The organism is Labrenzia sp. 5N (assembly GCF_012395805.1).
Lineage (GTDB): Bacteria > Pseudomonadota > Alphaproteobacteria > Rhizobiales > Stappiaceae > Roseibium > Roseibium algicola.
In genome coordinates this window covers 631,451-647,234 of the sequence record NZ_JAAZTM010000004.1, presented here as the reverse complement: position 1 = coordinate 647,234, position 15,784 = coordinate 631,451, and the positions used below count along the sequence as shown (strand labels likewise).

16 protein-coding genes are annotated in these 15,784 nt (G+C 60.0%); 8 read left to right on the top strand and 8 right to left on the bottom strand.

Annotated features, from left to right (window positions below):
• Nucleotides 1-5: 5 nt before the first annotated feature.
• A complete protein-coding gene (locus tag HEP89_RS06085) occupies nucleotides 6-377 on the bottom strand; it encodes a response regulator (protein ID WP_022999083.1) in 372 nt (123 codons plus the stop codon).
• Entirely contained in the window at nucleotides 367-1,029 is a 663-nt protein-coding gene (locus HEP89_RS06080; RefSeq protein ID WP_022999082.1) for a response regulator transcription factor, read from the bottom strand. The genes HEP89_RS06085 and HEP89_RS06080 overlap by 11 nt, the downstream gene beginning before the upstream one ends.
• A 164-nt stretch (nucleotides 1,030-1,193) precedes the next feature.
• Between HEP89_RS06080 and HEP89_RS06075 the strand changes: the two genes are divergently transcribed.
• The 6 genes from HEP89_RS06075 to HEP89_RS06050 all read left to right on the top strand — a co-directional run bounded on the left by HEP89_RS06075 (nucleotide 1,194) and on the right by HEP89_RS06050 (nucleotide 9,542).
• Complete coding sequence (locus tag HEP89_RS06075; RefSeq protein WP_168691547.1) at nucleotides 1,194-2,054, top strand: alpha/beta hydrolase; 861 nt, start codon at nucleotides 1,194-1,196, stop codon at nucleotides 2,052-2,054.
• Between the two features lie 228 nt (nucleotides 2,055-2,282).
• Entirely contained in the window at nucleotides 2,283-2,732 is a 450-nt protein-coding gene (locus tag HEP89_RS06070) for a DoxX family protein (protein WP_055657103.1), read from the top strand.
• 127 nt (nucleotides 2,733-2,859) lie between these two features.
• A complete protein-coding gene (locus tag HEP89_RS06065; RefSeq protein WP_197923151.1) occupies nucleotides 2,860-3,969 on the top strand; it encodes an alpha/beta fold hydrolase in 1,110 nt (369 codons plus the stop codon).
• Nucleotides 3,970-4,071: 102 nt separating this feature from the next.
• The gene (locus HEP89_RS06060; RefSeq protein ID WP_168691546.1) at nucleotides 4,072-4,959 is read left to right on the top strand and encodes a DMT family transporter; all 888 of its coding nucleotides are present in this window, start codon (nucleotides 4,072-4,074) and stop codon (nucleotides 4,957-4,959) included.
• A gap of 308 nt (nucleotides 4,960-5,267) precedes the next feature.
• On the top strand, nucleotides 5,268-6,359 hold the full coding sequence (locus HEP89_RS06055) for an efflux RND transporter periplasmic adaptor subunit (protein ID WP_158514218.1): 1,092 nt from the start codon (nucleotides 5,268-5,270) through the stop codon (nucleotides 6,357-6,359).
• A 15-nt stretch (nucleotides 6,360-6,374) separates the two neighbouring features.
• Complete coding sequence (locus HEP89_RS06050) at nucleotides 6,375-9,542, top strand: efflux RND transporter permease subunit (RefSeq protein WP_168691545.1); 3,168 nt, start codon at nucleotides 6,375-6,377, stop codon at nucleotides 9,540-9,542.
• Nucleotides 9,543-9,660: 118 nt separating this feature from the next.
• On the opposite strand, the gene HEP89_RS06045 is transcribed toward HEP89_RS06050, so the two are convergent.
• The 6 genes from HEP89_RS06045 to HEP89_RS06020 all read right to left on the bottom strand — a co-directional run bounded on the left by HEP89_RS06045 (nucleotide 9,661) and on the right by HEP89_RS06020 (nucleotide 14,087).
• Nucleotides 9,661-10,056, bottom strand: a complete 396-nt coding sequence (locus tag HEP89_RS06045; protein ID WP_168691544.1) for a cupin domain-containing protein — start codon at nucleotides 10,054-10,056, stop codon at nucleotides 9,661-9,663.
• A 28-nt stretch (nucleotides 10,057-10,084) separates the two neighbouring features.
• On the bottom strand, nucleotides 10,085-10,723 hold the full coding sequence (locus tag HEP89_RS06040) for an NAD(P)-binding domain-containing protein (protein WP_168691543.1): 639 nt from the start codon (nucleotides 10,721-10,723) through the stop codon (nucleotides 10,085-10,087).
• A 50-nt stretch (nucleotides 10,724-10,773) separates the two neighbouring features.
• Entirely contained in the window at nucleotides 10,774-11,535 is a 762-nt protein-coding gene (locus tag HEP89_RS06035) for a carboxymuconolactone decarboxylase family protein (RefSeq protein WP_168691542.1), read from the bottom strand.
• A 112-nt stretch (nucleotides 11,536-11,647) separates the two neighbouring features.
• Nucleotides 11,648-12,544, bottom strand: a complete 897-nt coding sequence (locus HEP89_RS06030; protein WP_168691541.1) for a LysR family transcriptional regulator — start codon at nucleotides 12,542-12,544, stop codon at nucleotides 11,648-11,650.
• An 87-nt stretch (nucleotides 12,545-12,631) separates the two neighbouring features.
• A complete protein-coding gene (locus tag HEP89_RS06025) occupies nucleotides 12,632-13,642 on the bottom strand; it encodes a PQQ-dependent sugar dehydrogenase (RefSeq protein ID WP_197923150.1) in 1,011 nt (336 codons plus the stop codon).
• Nucleotides 13,632-14,087 carry a cupin domain-containing protein gene (locus HEP89_RS06020; protein ID WP_168691540.1) on the bottom strand — a complete coding sequence of 152 codons (456 nt, stop codon included), beginning with the start codon at nucleotides 14,085-14,087 and terminating at the stop codon, nucleotides 13,632-13,634. Before HEP89_RS06020 ends, HEP89_RS06025 begins: the two co-directional genes overlap by 11 nt.
• A gap of 379 nt (nucleotides 14,088-14,466) precedes the next feature.
• Here HEP89_RS06020 and HEP89_RS06015 point away from each other — a divergent pair, with 379 nt between their 5' ends.
• A complete protein-coding gene (locus HEP89_RS06015; RefSeq protein WP_197923149.1) occupies nucleotides 14,467-14,820 on the top strand; it encodes a cyclophilin-like fold protein in 354 nt (117 codons plus the stop codon).
• 185 nt (nucleotides 14,821-15,005) lie between these two features.
• Nucleotides 15,006-15,758 carry an SDR family oxidoreductase gene (locus HEP89_RS06010; protein ID WP_168691539.1) on the top strand — a complete coding sequence of 251 codons (753 nt, stop codon included), beginning with the start codon at nucleotides 15,006-15,008 and terminating at the stop codon, nucleotides 15,756-15,758.
• Nucleotides 15,759-15,784: the final 26 nt, after the last annotated feature.

The following is a 15,784-nucleotide window of genomic DNA, read 5'->3' as shown; positions in this document are numbered from 1 at the left end:
CCCGTTCAGTCGGCAAGGGCCTGCTCGATCGTGTTGAGTAAGTCGTCGGTATCGAAGGGTTTCCGGAATACCGAGTAGGCTCCCGAGGCCTCCGCCCGGTCAAGCAGATTCTGCTCGGTCTTGGCGGTGATCATGATCACGGGGACCTGGCAGTCCAGATCGTCTAGCCGGTCTTTCAACTCGATGCCGGACATGCCCGGCATGTGAATGTCTGTAATGATCAGATCGGTGTCGCCAAGCACCGCGCGGTTCAGGAAAAGGTCGGCGGTGGCAAAGGTTGAAACGCGCATTCCCACTGAACGCAGCAGCGACGAAATGGCGTTGCGTAGCGATTCATCGTCATCGATGACCGCCACGCAGGCTGCCTCAGAGGTCATGACTGTCGAGCCTCGCCAATCCGGAGGCATCCACATGAGGGTCTTTCAGACCGAGGATCTGGGCCATGCGCACAAGGTCGGCCAGGGTTCTGGCTCTCATTTTTTTCATCATCGTTCCACGGTGGATCTTTACTGTGATTTCGCTGAGGTCGAGATCCGCTGCGACCTGCTTGTTGAGGCGTCCGGCACAGACACGCGTCATCACCTGACGTTCGCGCCGGGTCAGGCTTTCGTACAGAGCCTGCAACTGGTCTTTTTCCCGATTGTCGGTCCGATTGCGGCTATCGCGTTCGATTGCAATTGCCACCGCATCCAGAAGGTCCTGATCCCGGAAAGGCTTCGGCAAAAAGTCGACTGCACCCGCCTTCATCGCGCTGACGGACATCGGGATATCTCCGTGGCCGGTCATCATGATGGCCGGCATACGGATCCCGAGATCCTCCAGTTGGCGTTGAAAATCGAGACCGCTCATGCCGGGCAGGCGCACATCGAGCAAAAGACACCCCGGAGTGTCGTTGTTGCCGGCCTCAAGAAAAGCCGCGACGGACACATAAGGCCTCGCCTCAAGACCAACGGACCGGAACAGCCGGACCAGGGCTTCGCGTAGCGAGGTGTCATCGTCGATGATGTGAACAATCGGATTGTCAGTCATGGCCAAGTCCTCGCATGGGCCTGCAGTCCGTTCAATCATACGCCAGTATGAGTGCAGCATCCCGGCAGATAATGGTTCCGGGACCCGTCTTGGCTCACCTTCTAGCCATCAGCCGGAAAGGCAAGCGATCCGGCGCAATTCGGCAAGGAGCAGAGGAGACGGACATGCTCGACAAGATTGCAGAAAATGATGCCCTGACGGCACCGACCCAATTCATCGAAACCGGTGGCAGAACCCTGGCTTACAGGTCTATCGGCAAAGGCAAGCCGATCCTGCTGGCAACGCGCTTTCGCGGCACTCTGGATCTCTGGGATCCGGCCTTCCTGAACGGGCTTGCCGAAAACGGCTTTCGTGTCATCACCTTCGACTATTCCGGCCTTGGCCTGTCCACTGGCACACCCAGTTACAATCCCCTGGAGATGGCCGCAGATCCGCGTGATCTTATCCAGGCGCTGGGCCTGAAGGACGTGATCCTGCTCGGTTGGTCGATCGGCGGCATGGCGGCCCAGGTGGCGCTGACGCTTTATCCGCAGGAGATCAGCCACCTTGTGCTCTTGGGCTCGACACCTCCCGGCGATCTGGTGAAACCGGCAGAGCAGCTTTTTTACGATCTTGCCGGCAAGGACGTGAACGACTTCGAAGACGTGGTTGCCCTTTTCTTCGAACCGAAATCGGCTTCAAGCCGTGCGGCCGCAAGCCGGTCCCAGGCACGCATCGAAGCGCGCGAGGGCGATACCAGCCCGGCGGTTCCGATAGATTTTGCACGGGCTCGCATTGCCGGTGGTCCAGCCAATCCGGCTTTCCCGGCGCCGCCGGTGATGGAGATGCTGAAGACGACCAGCGTGCCGATCCTGCATATCGGCGGAGATCACGACATCATCTTCCCGGTCGAGAACTGGTACGCGCTGAACGGGGTCCTGCCGACAGTCACACTGGTGACTTACCCCAGTGCAGGCCATGGCCCCCAGCATCAGCATCCTGAACTGACGGCGGACATCATCGCCAGTTTTGTCCGCGACGCCTGATGAAGGTTGAAACTTCGGCGCCGGCAGATTTCGGTTCGAAATTGCCGTCGCTGAATCTCCCGGGCGCACAGATCTCATCCCGCCATTTACGGCAGGTCGGATTGGATTGTTCAATAATCGATTACAATGTGATCCGATTTTGGTGACTTATAATCAGAAAAGTAGACGATATCTTTTAACCAGGCCCGGACGAATAAGGAAAGGTCCGGCAAAACAGGAGTACTGAAAATGGCAAATCTCGATGTATCGGCCGCACCTGAAGGCGGCTCCGCACTCACCCGCAGTCTGGACGGCGCCGTGCCGCTGGCCGCACGCCTGCTGATCGCCCCTTTGTTTCTGCTTTCCGGCATTTCCAAACTTGGGTCTGCAGAAGCTACCATCGCCTGGATCGATGCGGCAGGCCTGCCCTTCGCAACGCTTGCCTATATCGGCGCAGTTGCAGTTGAAATCATCGGCAGTCTGGCGCTGATCGCGGGTTATCAGACCCGTCTCGTTGCCGCAGTCATGGCACTCTTTACTGTTGCAGCAGCTCTGGCCTTCCACAATCAACTCGGTGATCAGAACCAGTTCATCCACTTCTTCAAGAACATATCGATCGCCGGTGGACTGTTGCAGATCGTAGCCTATGGCGCCGGCCGCTTTAGCGTCGATGCCCGGATCGGAACTCGACTGCAGTAATCGCGTCCCTGTAAAAACTGAAAAACGCTTCACGGCCTCCGCCCATCCCGGAGGCCGTGCGCGTTTGTGCCGGGTGCAGTGGGGCGTGAAATGAACCGCAATCGCGCCAAGGCAATACTGTGCCCCCATGCGAAGAGATGTCATACTCCTGCCCATGATGCGGCGTGGAGTTCCAAAACAAGACATCTTCTTTGTCACCGCCAAAGATGGTGCGCGCATTGCCTGCGCCTCGTCAGGGCGTGGGCCGACCATCGTTCGAGCCGCGCACTGGCTGACCCATATCTCCCGCGATCTTGACAGTCCCGTCTGGCAACACTGGCTTGCCGAGTTGACTGGCTTCGGACGTCTCGTGCGATACGACCTTCGCGGCTGCGGTCTTTCTTCGCGAAACATCTCCGAGATCAGCTTCGAGGCCTGGCTGTCGGACCTGGAAGCCGTGACCGAAGCAATCGACGAACCCTTTACCCTGCTCGGCATGTCTCAAGGTGCCGCGCTTTCCATCGCTTACGCGCTTCGCCATCCGGACAAGGTGGAACGACTGGTCTTGATCGGCGGTTACGCGCGCGGACTGTTGGCTCGCGACACCAGCGACAGGGCGAGACTGGAAGCGGCCACGCTGACCAACCTGATGCGGCTGGGGTGGGGCAGGGACGATACTGCTTTCAATCAGGTTTTTACGCATCTCTTCATTCCGGACGGAACGCTTGCGCAGCACAAATGGTGGCGGTCACTTGAGCAAGACACCGCATCTGCAGATATTGCAGCCCGCACCATGGAAACGCTGCATCGTATCGACGTCCTGAATCTGGCTGCGCAATTGAAAGTGCCGACGCTGGTGCTGCACGCAAATGGCGACGCACGCGTTCCCTTCGCTCAGGGACGCGAGCTTGCCATGACCATCCCGGATGCCAAATTCGTGCCCCTGGACAGCAACAATCACGTATTGCTGGACACGGAACCTGCGTGGAACGTTCTTCTTTCATCCTTGCAGGACTTCCTCGGAACCGGCGCCGACCTCGCGGTATCCGACACGGACTTCGGTCTCACCACCGCGGAGGAACAGGTGCTGACTTTGGTGGCGAAAGGGCTGAGCAATTCGGAAATTGCGGAGCTTCTGGACAAGAGCGAAAAGACGGTGAGAAATCAGGTCTCTTCGCTCTTCGACAAGGTTGGGGTGCACACCCGTTCCGAGTTGATCGTGCGCGTCCTGTCGGCACAGACGGGACAAACACCCTAGGCAATACGTCACTTTATCAAGCGCAGCGGGACATCGATCTCATGTGCGCCGGTCGGTTTTGGCGTCTGATCTCCACAGATCAAGCCGAAGGATGACCGGAAGATGAGACAAGCAATCCAAAAAGACACCACGGCGGCAATTGCCGCGCTCGTTTTTGCGACCCTGTTCTGGTCGGGAAACTTTATCGCCGGGCGTGCGATCCGAGGTGAGATCACGCCGCTGGAACTCAACACGATCCGATGGGGTCTTTGCCTGGCGATGATGCTGCCTTTCACGTTGCGAGGCCTGATCTCCTATCGCCGGGAGCTTGTTGCATCATGGCGCGTGGTCGCATTGCTTGGGATCACCGGCATCGCCGCGTTTCACACGATGGTCTATCAGGCGCTCTCGCAGACAGCGGCGGTGAACTGTCTCCTGATCCTGGCGCTGGCTCCGGTCGCGACTGTTGCCGGTGGAATGATCTGGAGCGGGTTCCGGCCGACCTTGTTCCAGATCGCCGGGCTGCTTGTGTCGCTGCTGGGTGCCTCGGTTCTGGTCCTGGCTGGCGGAACCGTCGGCGTGTCCCTTCTTCAGGTTGATACCGGCAAGGCCTGGATGCTCGGCGCGATTTTGATCTGGGCCTGGTATACGCTGTTGCTGCGCCACAAGCCGTCCGCCGTGCCGCAGAGCGTGACACTGGTGGCAAGCATTCTAGTGGCGCTTTGCGTGATGGCGGCTTTCCTCCTCGTGCGCGGGGTGGAACGGCCTGAGTTCACCGAAGAGTCGCTGCTGGCTGTCGCCTATATTGCGGTTTTTGCGTCGGCGATCGGGTTTCTGCTCTGGTCCTACGGCATTGGCATCATCGGCCCGGAACGCGGCGGGCAGTTTGTCCACCTGATGCCGATCTTCGGCAGCATCCTGGCAGTGCTCCTGCTGGGGGAGCAGCTGACTTTTTCACTTCTTGCAGGAGCGGCATTCGTCGTCGCCGGGATCGTACTTGTCAATCGATGAGTGACCCGGAACTTGGCGAAGTCCAGCCTTTGCACGGTGATGTGGCATGCGGAAAGTGACGGATTTGAAGAAGCCGAAATTTGTCCTTGACCTCAACTTAGGTTGAGGTCTTAAGAAGGCGTCCGGGTCTGCGTCTACAGGCTCATCGGCGTGCCCAAACCTGCCGCCGGTACCTCGTACTCATTACCGGATAACCAATGCACGTCAGGCTCTTTCCCGACTTACTCCCGCTCCTTGCGGTTCTGATAATACTCAGTGGCTGCAGCCCTTCCGAAGAAACCTCGCATGCCAGTTTCCCGCCGCCGGCCGTGAAGACGATCACGGTGGCCGGCGAGGACATGCCGCTCAAGAAAGATTATCCGGGTCGACTGGTGCCCATTCGTCTGGCCGAAGTCAGGGCGCGGGTTTCCGGCATCGTACTGGAACGGCAATTCGAACAGGGTAGCGACGTCCACAAGGGCGACGTGCTGTTCGAAATCGACCCGGCCAAATTCGCGGCCGCCGTCGCTTCCGCAAAGGCGCAGCTTTCGCGGGCGGAAGCAGCGCTCAGCCTGGCGAACCAGCGGGCAGACCGGGTGAAGCGTCTGCTCGCGCGAAATGTCGCCAGCACGGAACAGCACGATGTTGCCCTGGCGGACCGCAAGCAGGCCCAGGCGGAAGTTGCCGTTGCCAAGGCCAATCTCCAGACCGCGGAACTTGAACTCAGCTATGCCTCGGTCCGCTCACCAATTGACGGTCATATTGGCGCTGCGCTGGTGTCCGAAGGCGCTCTGGTTCGCCAGGAGGACGGAACGCAAATGGCGATCGTGCGGGATATCAGTTCACTCTATGTGGACTTCATCGCGCCGCTCGCGGAATTGTCCAGGGTCCGCCGCGAAATCGATGCAGGCGACATGCAGCCGGTCGAAAGCAGCAATGCCATCGAGCTGATCCTTGACGACGGCAGCACCTATGAACATCCGGGCCGACTGCTGTTTTCGTCTGCCGTGGTCGATGAAACCACGGGTCAGGTTCTGCTCCGCGCCGAGTTCGAAAATCCGCAGGGCAAACTGTTGCCAGGCACCTATGTCCGCGTCCGTGTGACGGAAGGCGTCGCTCACCAGGCAGTGCTCGTTCCGCAAAGGGCCGTCCAGTGGGACACGCTGGGCCAGGCGAGCGTGATGACAGTCAGGGACGGCAAGGCGGCCGCTCAGCCTATCCTGACAAGTCGTTCTGTCGGCAACCGTTGGCTTGTCACCCAGGGACTGAAGTCAGGCGATCAGGTGATCGTCGACGGCCTCGATCGTGCGATGCCCGGTCAGCCCGTCTCGGCCGCTCCGGCAGAGGCTGCAGAAAAGGCCGCCGAACGCGGCACGGCATCAGACTGCAGTGCCGCAGAACCGTGCGATATCCCGAGCTAGAACAGGTCCTTCCAAATGCCGCAGTATTTCATCGAACGGCCCGTTTTTGCCTGGGTCATCGCACTTGCCATTGCCCTGGCAGGTGCGATCGCAATTCCGTTCCTGCCCATCTCCCAATATCCGAACGTGGCACCAACCACGATTGCGGTGACAACCAGCTATCCCGGCGCCACACCGGAAAATCTCTATGACAGTGTCACCAAGCTCATCGAACAGGAGATGAACGGCGCGACGGGGATGCTCTATTTCGATTCCGTCAGCGATGCGCAAGGCAGCGTGACCATCAACATCACGTTCGAAGCGGGCACCGATCCGCAGGTCGCGACCGTGGATGTGCAGAACCGGATCAGCCGTGTGGAGGCGCGCCTGCCGCCTTCGGTTCGCCAGCAAGGGGTGCGGGTCGAGGAAACGAGCAGCTCTTTTCTTCTCTTTGTCGGCCTTGTCTCGACGGATGGCCGTTTGAACGCTGTCGATCTGGGCGAGTTCGCAGCCAGGAATGTGATTGATGAATTGCGGCGTTTGCCTGGTGTCGGCAAGGCGCAACTGTTCGCAACAGAACGGGCGATGCGCGTCTGGATCGACACGAAAAAGCTCGTCGGCCTCAACCTGACAGCCAGGGACGTGACTGGCGCGATTGCTGGACAGAACGCCCAGGTGTCGTCCGGCAGCATTGGAGCCCAGCCGAGTGCGGCTGGCCAGGAAATTACGGCCACCGTCTCGACCACGGGTCAGTTGTCGACTACCGAGGAGTTTGCGGAAATCGTACTGCGGGCCAACCCCGATGGATCCGTGGTGCGCCTCGGAGACGTGGCGCGCGTGGAATTCGGCGCGCAAAGTTATGCGATCTCCTCGAGTATCAACGGTCAGGAAGCCGCGATGATCGGCATCCAGCTGAATGCGAGTGGAAACGCGCTGGTGACCGCCGACGCTGTCAAGTCACGGATGGCGGAACTGGCGGCAAACTTTCCCCAGGGCGTCAGTTTCGAGATCCCTTATGACACCACGCCCTTTGTTTCGATTTCCATCGAGAAGGTCATTCACACGCTGATCGAGGCGGTGGTGCTGGTCTTCGTCATCATGTTCCTGTTCCTGCAGAACCTCCGCTACACGCTGATCCCGTCGCTTGTCGTGCCGATCGCCTTGCTGGGAACATGTGCCGCGCTGCAGCTATTCGGGTTCTCGATCAACGTGTTGACCATGTTCGCGATGGTGCTTGCGATCGGTATCCTGGTCGATGATGCGATCGTGGTTGTCGAAAACGTCGAGCGCATCATGGCCGAGGAAGGTCTTCCACCCAAGGAGGCCACCGTCAAGGCGATGAAGCAAATCACGGGTGCCGTCATCGGCATCACGGTCGTCCTGATTGCGGTGTTTGTGCCGATGGCATTCTTTCCCGGGGCCATCGGGATCATCTACAAGCAGTTCTCCGTGACGATCGTCATGTCGATGGTGTTTTCGGCCTTCATGGCTCTGACCCTTACGCCGGCGCTGTGCGCGACGATCCTGAAACCAATCCCCGAAAGCCATGCCCATCACAAGAACTGGTTCTTCCGTGGGTTCGACTGGTTGATCGGCAAGACGACGAATGGCTACGGCCGCGTCGTCGGCGGGGCCGTGAAACGCAATTACCGCATGATGGTGATCTACATGGCGATCCTGGCGGGCCTGGCTTACACCTATGTTCGCCTGCCTTCCGGCTTTCTGCCGGTGGAAGACCAGGGATATGCTATCGCCGCGACGCAATTGCCGGCCGGGTCTACCGCGCAGCGGACCGCCGGTGTTCTCGATCAGGTCGATGACTTCTTCATGAACAGGTCAGGCGTCAGGAAAATAGTCTCGATCCTTGGCTTCGGGTTCAACGGCAACGGCCAGAACGCGGGGATCTCCTTCGCAACCTACGAGGACTGGTCGGAAAGAGGACCGGGGGATTCTTCCGAAGCCATCGTCGGTTCGGCCCTGGGAGCACTTGCCGGCATTCCGGAAGGCTCCGTGTTCACCCTGACGCCGCCGCCCATTGCAGCGCTCGGCAATGCCAGCGGGTTCAGTTTCCGTTTGCAGGACCGTGCCAATCACGGAAATGACGCGCTTGTGCAGGCTGCCAACGCCCTGTTGGGCATGGCCTGGCAAAGCCCGATCCTGCAATACCCTTACATCGAAGGTCTGCCACCTGCTCCACAGATCATGCTCGATATCGATCGCCGGCAAGCGAACGCCTACGGGGTCGCCTTCGATGAAATCAATGCGGTGTTGTCCACGTCGATCGGATCAAGCTATGTCGCGGACTTTCCGAACGCTGGCCGGATGCAGCGTGTCATCGTTCAGGCAGAAGCGGCCGAGCGGATGGACGTTGCGAGCCTGCTTGACCTGAACGCCCGCAACAGCCGCGGCGAGATGGTGCCGCTCTCCGCTTTCGCGAGTGCGCGCTGGGAACTGGGACCGACGCAAGTGGTCGGGTACAACGGTCTCCAGGCGATCAAGATCAGCGGCAGCCCCGCGCCCGGCCACACCAGTGGCGAGGCAATGGCAGAAATGGAACGGCTTTTCCAGTCTTTGCCGAATGGTTTCGGCTACGAATGGACGGGTTTGTCGTACCAGGAAAAGGCTTCAGGCAATGCAGCTCCCTTCCTGCTCGGCCTGTCGCTCGTCTTCGTGTTCCTGTGCCTTGCCGCGCTTTACGAAAGCTGGTCGGTTCCAATCGCCGTCATGCTGGTCGTTCCGCTTGGCGCCGTCGGGGCCATCGTTGCGGTCACCATGCGAAACCTGCCTAACGACATCTATTTCACGGTGGGGCTGATCACGATCATCGGACTGTTTGCCAAGAACGCCATCCTGATCATCGAGTTCGCCCGGGATCTCAGGAACGAGGGACGTTCCCTGCTGGAAGCAACGGTCGAAGCGTCGAAACTGCGCTTCCGTCCTATCCTGATGACGTCATTCGCCTTCATACTCGGCGTGGTTCCGCTTGCCTTTGCGACGGGCGCCAGTTCGGCCAGCCAGCGAGCAATCGGTACGGGTGTTCTTGGAGGAATGATATCGGCAACGGTGCTTGCAGTGCTTTTGGTGCCGACATTCTACGTCGTCGTTTCGAAGCTCTTCGGCCGCAGGTCCAAGGTCGCCGATTCCACTCCCCGGAGTGCCGAAGATGAGGAATTGCCTGACGGGAACAGCCGGCAATCGGCGTGAATACGTGAACGTCCTCCAACCGTTGGCGAACAGCACAGGGGACGTCAGTCGCAGGTGTCGGAAAACGGACATTCTCCGAGGCATGGCAGCCGGGCCCTTGGGCCCGGCTGGCGGTTGGTCAGCCGGTGTAGTCTTCGTCCGAGACCTTCTCCATCCAGGTGACGGGAGAGCCGCCGATGCTTTCCTGAATGGCGATGTGGCTCATGGCTGTGTCGGGTGCGGCACCGTGCCAATGCTTTTCTCCGGCCGGAAACCAGACGACGTCACCCTGGGAAATCTCTTCCACGGGGCCGCCTTCGCGCTGAACCCGGCCACGGCCGAAGGTCACGATCAGCGTCTGTCCGGCCGGATGGGTGTGCCAGGCCGTGCGTGCGCCGGGCTCGAAGGTGACATGGGCACCGCCGGTCCGGCCGGGTTCTTCGGCCTGGAAAAGCGGGTCGATGCGCACAGTGCCAGTGAACCAGTCGTCGGGCCCCTTGACGGACGAAGCAGTCCCGGAACGGGTGATTTTCATTTTCAACTCCCTGATGCTTGTTGCGCGGTCAGCCGCGCAGCTTTTCAAAACGGTAGGTTAAGGCAGGTCCCCCGGGTTGGCTGTAGGCCAACTCGGCGGTGACCATGGCAAAGGGTTCTGCGAAGCGGGCCGTGCGAAGCGGTCCGGCTTCAAGAGGATCGAAACCGATGTCCCGGATCAGGAGACCGGCGACTTCCTTCGCACCGGCATCGTCCCCATAAACCAGGACTTGCGACCTTGGTGTCCGTTCCTTTTGCGAAAAAACCGGCATGAAAGCCTCGGAGGGAACGGTGTTGAAACAGGAAACCCAGCGGGCCTGCGGCCGCATGGCCGCCAGCTCTTCGGCTCCGGACGACTGGATGCCGACCACCAGATCCGTGTTCGTCGGATCAAGGGGCACGCAGCAGTTCAGGACCACGGTTCCGGATAGATCCCCGGCTAGCGCAAGGACGTCGTCCACCCGCGACCAGTGCACGGCCAGCAGCAGCGCGTCCGCGTTCTCGACCGCGTCCGCCACCGACCCGTGCGAGGCGCCTGCCGCCTGGGCGAGACGCTCGAGCTTCGAGCGGCTGCGGGAATAGGCGAAGGTCACATCATGGCCGCAACGCGCCCAGAGCTGTCCGAGCTTGGCACCCATCAGACCCGACCCCAGAATGCCTATCTTCATGTCTCAATTCCGATCTTTCGTGCAGCAAGGCCGGCTTCGGCGGGAACCGGTTACTGCGCGCGTTTTTTGAATACGGCCTTGGCAACCGGCAATGCCGAAAACACTTTCGGCCAACCGGCATAGAATGCCAGGTGAGAAAGCATGGCACCGGCTTCTTCCTGTGTCAGGCCATTGTCCATGGCGCGGTTGAGGTGAAATGTCATCTGTTCGGGCTGACCGGCTGCAATCAAGGCGGCAACCGTCACGAGGCTCCGGTCGCGGGGTGCGAGATCGGGACGCAGCCAGAGATCGCGGAACAGCAGCTCACGCGTGTTGTCCACGACACCCATGCTCACATCCGCATAGTTGCCGCGTACGAGGTTTTCACGGGCAGCTTCGGCCTCTTCGTTGAGCGGCAGCAGGTCCGGGTCGGAGGCCGGGAGGTCTTCAATGGTGATCTCCCTTTCCTCAAACACTGGTGCGGCTGCTTCGGCCGCCGCGGTGGCATTACCCCAGCCTGTATAGAAGGCGAGATGGGTGATGGTTTCGGAGATCTCTGCCGGGGTAACGCCTGAATCGAGAGCCAACGACACATGGCTTGCAAGATTTCCGGTCTCGTGCCGCGTCATGAGGGCGGCAAAGGTGACCAGTGCCCGATCTCTCTTGGAAAGGCCTGCCCCGTTCCATTCCGCACCGAATAGATCGTCCTTCGCATAAGCTTCAAGTGCCGGGGCAACGCGGCCAACGGCTGCAGGCAAGGTTCCTGCCGCGTCCTGAGCGGCTGCAGTCGTGGCCATCAACGCCAGACCGGCTGCGGTGAGAATGGATTTCATCGGGAGCTCCCTTTCGGCAAGTGGGTAATTACCCTGCTAATCTGGAGCGCAAAAAACGTATCTTAATAACCGGGTCTTTCAAGCCACTCATGACGTCACCTCATGAGTGGGCTCAACCACGATCCCGCAGGGCATCCAGGACGACCTGGAAGGCGAACGAGGGCTTTTGCCGGCTGGGGTAATAAAGGTGAAAACCGGGAAACGACGGGCTGAAGTCATAAAGACATGTGCGCAAGGTTCCGGCCGCAAGATGTTCCTGCGCCAACATTTCGGGAACCAGTGCCAGTCCTTGACAGTCCACGGCCGCACGCATGACCGGGTTGATCGTATTGAAGCAGGCTTGTCCCTTTACCTTCACCCGGATTTCGTTGCCGTCCTTGTCTTCGAACTCCCAGGCATAGAGTGCGCCATGGGTGGAAAGCCGCAGGTTGATGCAACTATGGTCCGCGAGATCCTGGGGTGTTTCCGGCTCGCCAACCCTGTCCAGATAGTCGGGTGATCCGACACAGACCATACGCTCGTCCGGACCGATACGCATCGAGATCATGCCCTCGCTGACCTGTTCGCCATACCGCACACCTGCGTCACATTGGGAATCGGCAAGGTCCGTGTAACCGTAGTCCATGACGAATTCGACATTGACCAGCGGATGGGCCTTGAGAACCGGAGACAGCTTCGGCCAGAGGAGGCTTTCTATGGCGTATTCCGTGGCGACGATCCTCACTGTTCCTGTGGGCTGGTCACGTGCATCGTTGAGTGCCTGAAGCCGGGCTTCGATCTTTTCGAGGCATGGTGTCAAGGTAGCCAGAAGGTCTTCGCCTTCGATCGTGGGAGCGACGGAGCGGGTCGTCCGCGTCAAAAGCCTCAGGCCCAGGCGTTGCTCCAGTCCCTTGATCGTGTGGCTCAGGGCGGACTGAGACACGTTCAACCGCGCTGCGGCCCGCGTGAAACTGCGTTCTTCCGCAACAGCCGCAAGCGCGATGAGATCATTGATATTTTCTCGGAGCATGTGGGAGGTCCCGTTCTGATCATCCAGAATCATCACTGTCTCTCCCACATATATGTGCCGGGCTCATGAGGTCCATCGATTATGCAATCAGGGATCAAGCCGGATCAGCCTGTCTTCAGAAGCCCCTTCCCGCCGGGGAGACCGGTTTGTGGTGATTGCATAGATCACGCCATCCGACACAAGCACGTCCCGGATACGTTCTCCGGCCTGGTAGGCTTCGGATACCCGGCCTTCGGTGGTCACTTCCAGAATGCCGTTCACTCTCAAGCCCGCAAGAAGCAGCCGGTCACCGTCCGAGGTCAGGCCGGAAGGCGCCCAGGTGCTCTGGCCCGAATGCGCCAGCGGTGCGAGCAGGCCGTCGCGGGTTTCATCGCCCTGGATCAGCGGCCAGCCGTAGTTGCCGCCCCGCTCAATCCGGTTCACCTCGTCATGGCCGGACTGCCCGTGCTCGGCTGCGAAGAGCTGCCCGGAGGCGTCCCAGGCTAGGCCCTGGGGATTGCGATGGCCGAGCGACCAGACCGGTGAACCCGCGAACGGATTGTCCGAAGGGATTTCGTCGTCCGGCGTCACACGCAATATCTTCCCGGCAAGGCTGCCGAGGTCTTGCGGACGCTCCCTGTTTTCGGTCCAACCAGTGGTGACATTAAGCATGCCGTCGGGACCGAAGGCCACGCGTCCGCCGTTGTAAAGCGGGTGGCCCGGAATGGCGTCGACCAGCACCCGGGTCTCTTTCCATCGATCCCCGAGGCGTTCGGCCTCGATGACACGGTTCATCCGGGCGTCCGGGGTGCCGTAGTGCTGGTAGAGCACGATGCGGCCGGTGTCCGGGAAGTCCGGGCTGATGGCCAGACCAAGCAGGCCGCCGCCGCGGTCATCCAGGATCGGCTGACTGGTTTCGACGGGAAGGCGCGTGAAGGAACCGTCGGCAAGGATGCCGACTGTTCCGCTCTTCTCCGTCACATAAATCTTGCCGCCATGGGCTTCGATATCCCAGGGATAGTCGAGGCCGTTCAGCACGGTGTCCGCTGCAGAGGCGGACACCGGTACCAGCATCGCAAACAAGACGCCACAAAATTGGACGGCAAGCTTACTGGCCATATTCTTCGTCCGTCACATGATCGCCCCAGGCAACGGCGGACCCGTCAACCGTCGCCTGAATTGCGTAATGGGAAACGGCCGTGGTGTCGGTCGCGCCGTGCCAATGCTCGACATCAGGCGGGCACCAGACCACATCACCGGCCTGCATGATCCGCTTTTCCTGGCCGCGCTCCTGGACCCAGCCGGTCCCCGATGTCACGACCAGCATCTGGCCCGCAGGATGCGTGTGCCAGGCGGAGCGGGCTCCGGGCAGAAACGTGACGTGACCGGCGCTGACATCGTTCATGACAGGCGGGAAAACAGGGGCGACATAGGCTGTACCGGTAAAATAGTCGCCGCTTCCCAATTGGCCCGCCAGGGTTTCGGAGCGGGTTATTTCCATGGATTGTGCAAATGCAGCCGGAGCCGCAAGAACGAGTGCGAGCGTTGCAAGGGTGCGTTTCATCTCAGGTCGTCTCCATCAGTCGTGAGGCGGCCTTTCGGCCTTCCTCAAGAACGTAGGCAAGACGCACGCGTGGATAATGGTGGCTCTGTCGGAAGCAGTCATGAGGATCACTCATGAACCCGGTGGAGCTGTCCGTCTGTCCACGAGCTCCACTCCTTCCGGTGTGACCTGGATGCGGATTAATGAGTGCTGCTCATGAGAGGCAGTACCTGGAGGGGGCTTAATCCTTGTCGGTCTGGCGCCTAGATTGGAAGCAACAGAACGGAGGAACCCCGCAATGCCCGCTTTCAGGTCAAGATTGCTCTCGTTGGCAATGACACTGTTTTGCGCCGGGGCGGGGGCTTCCGGAAACGCAACCGAACCATCGAACGAGGCTCGCATGATCCGCATCAAGGTGATCGTAGAAGACGTTGTGCTTCCGGCGACGCTTGACGATACGCTCGCCGGCAGGGACTTCGCGGCCCTGTTGCCACTCGACCTGACCCTGACCGACTATCACGGGACAGAAAAGGTCGCGGACCTGCCACGCAAGCTCGATATCTCCGAAGCCCCGGCAAGCTACACGCCGCGAAAGGGTGACATCACGCACTACGCGCCCTGGGGAAACATCGCGATCTTCTACAAGCCGTTTCAGAATTCCCGCGGCCTCGTGAGGCTCGGCGCATTCGACGGGTCGATCGATGCCCTTCTGGGTGATGGACCGCTTTCGGTCCGCATCGAAGCGGCCGACTGATACGGCCAAAGATCGGCAAATTCTGGAACGGGCTGTCCACCCGTCGGGATTGCCTGACTGCAGGTGTCTTCATTTTCGACACCTTCGAAAACGCTTTCGCTTCGGCAGAACGGATCTGTCTGGACCCGGTGAACCGGGCCATTCCTCTGCCTGAACAAGAACACTCAGAACCCAAGGAGACTATCATGTCCGACAACATCAAGGGAAAAGTCGTCATCATTACCGGAGCCTCCTCCGGCATCGGCGAAGCAACCGCAAAGCTGCTGGCCAGCAAGGGGGCGAAGATCGTGCTGGGTGCACGGCGCACCGAAAAGCTGGAAACCATCGCGAACGAGATCAAGGCAGCTGACGGCGAAGCCATCTATCAGGAGCTGGACGTCACCGTACCGGCTGAAAACGAGGCTATCGTCAAACTGGCGAAGGACACTTACGGAAAACTCGACGTCATTTTCCTGAACGCGGGGCTCATGCCGTCCTCGCCGATTTCCGCACTCAAGACGAACGAGTGGGAGCAGATGGTCGACGTCAACGTCAAGGGCGTGCTGAACGGTGTTGCAGCCGTCATGCCCACCTTTGCCGAACAGAAGTCCGGCCATGTCATCGCGACCTCTTCCGTTGCTGGTCTGAAGGCTTATCCTGGCGGTGCGGTCTATTGCGGTACCAAGTGGTTCGTGCGCTCGTTCATGGAAGTCCTGCGGATGGAATCTGCCATGGAAGGCACCAACATCCGTACGGCAACCATCTACCCGGCGGCAATCAACACCGAACTTCTGAACACGATCAGCGACAAGGGCAGTTCCGAAGCGTTCCAGGCCCTTTACGACCAGTACGGCATCTCCGCCGACCGGATCGCGGCGGTCGTCGAGTTTGCAGTGTCGCTGCCGGAGGACACGACGGTCAACGAATTCACCGTCGGTCCGGCCAATCAGCCCTGGTAAGACCCGGTGAAATGACCGGTGGCGGC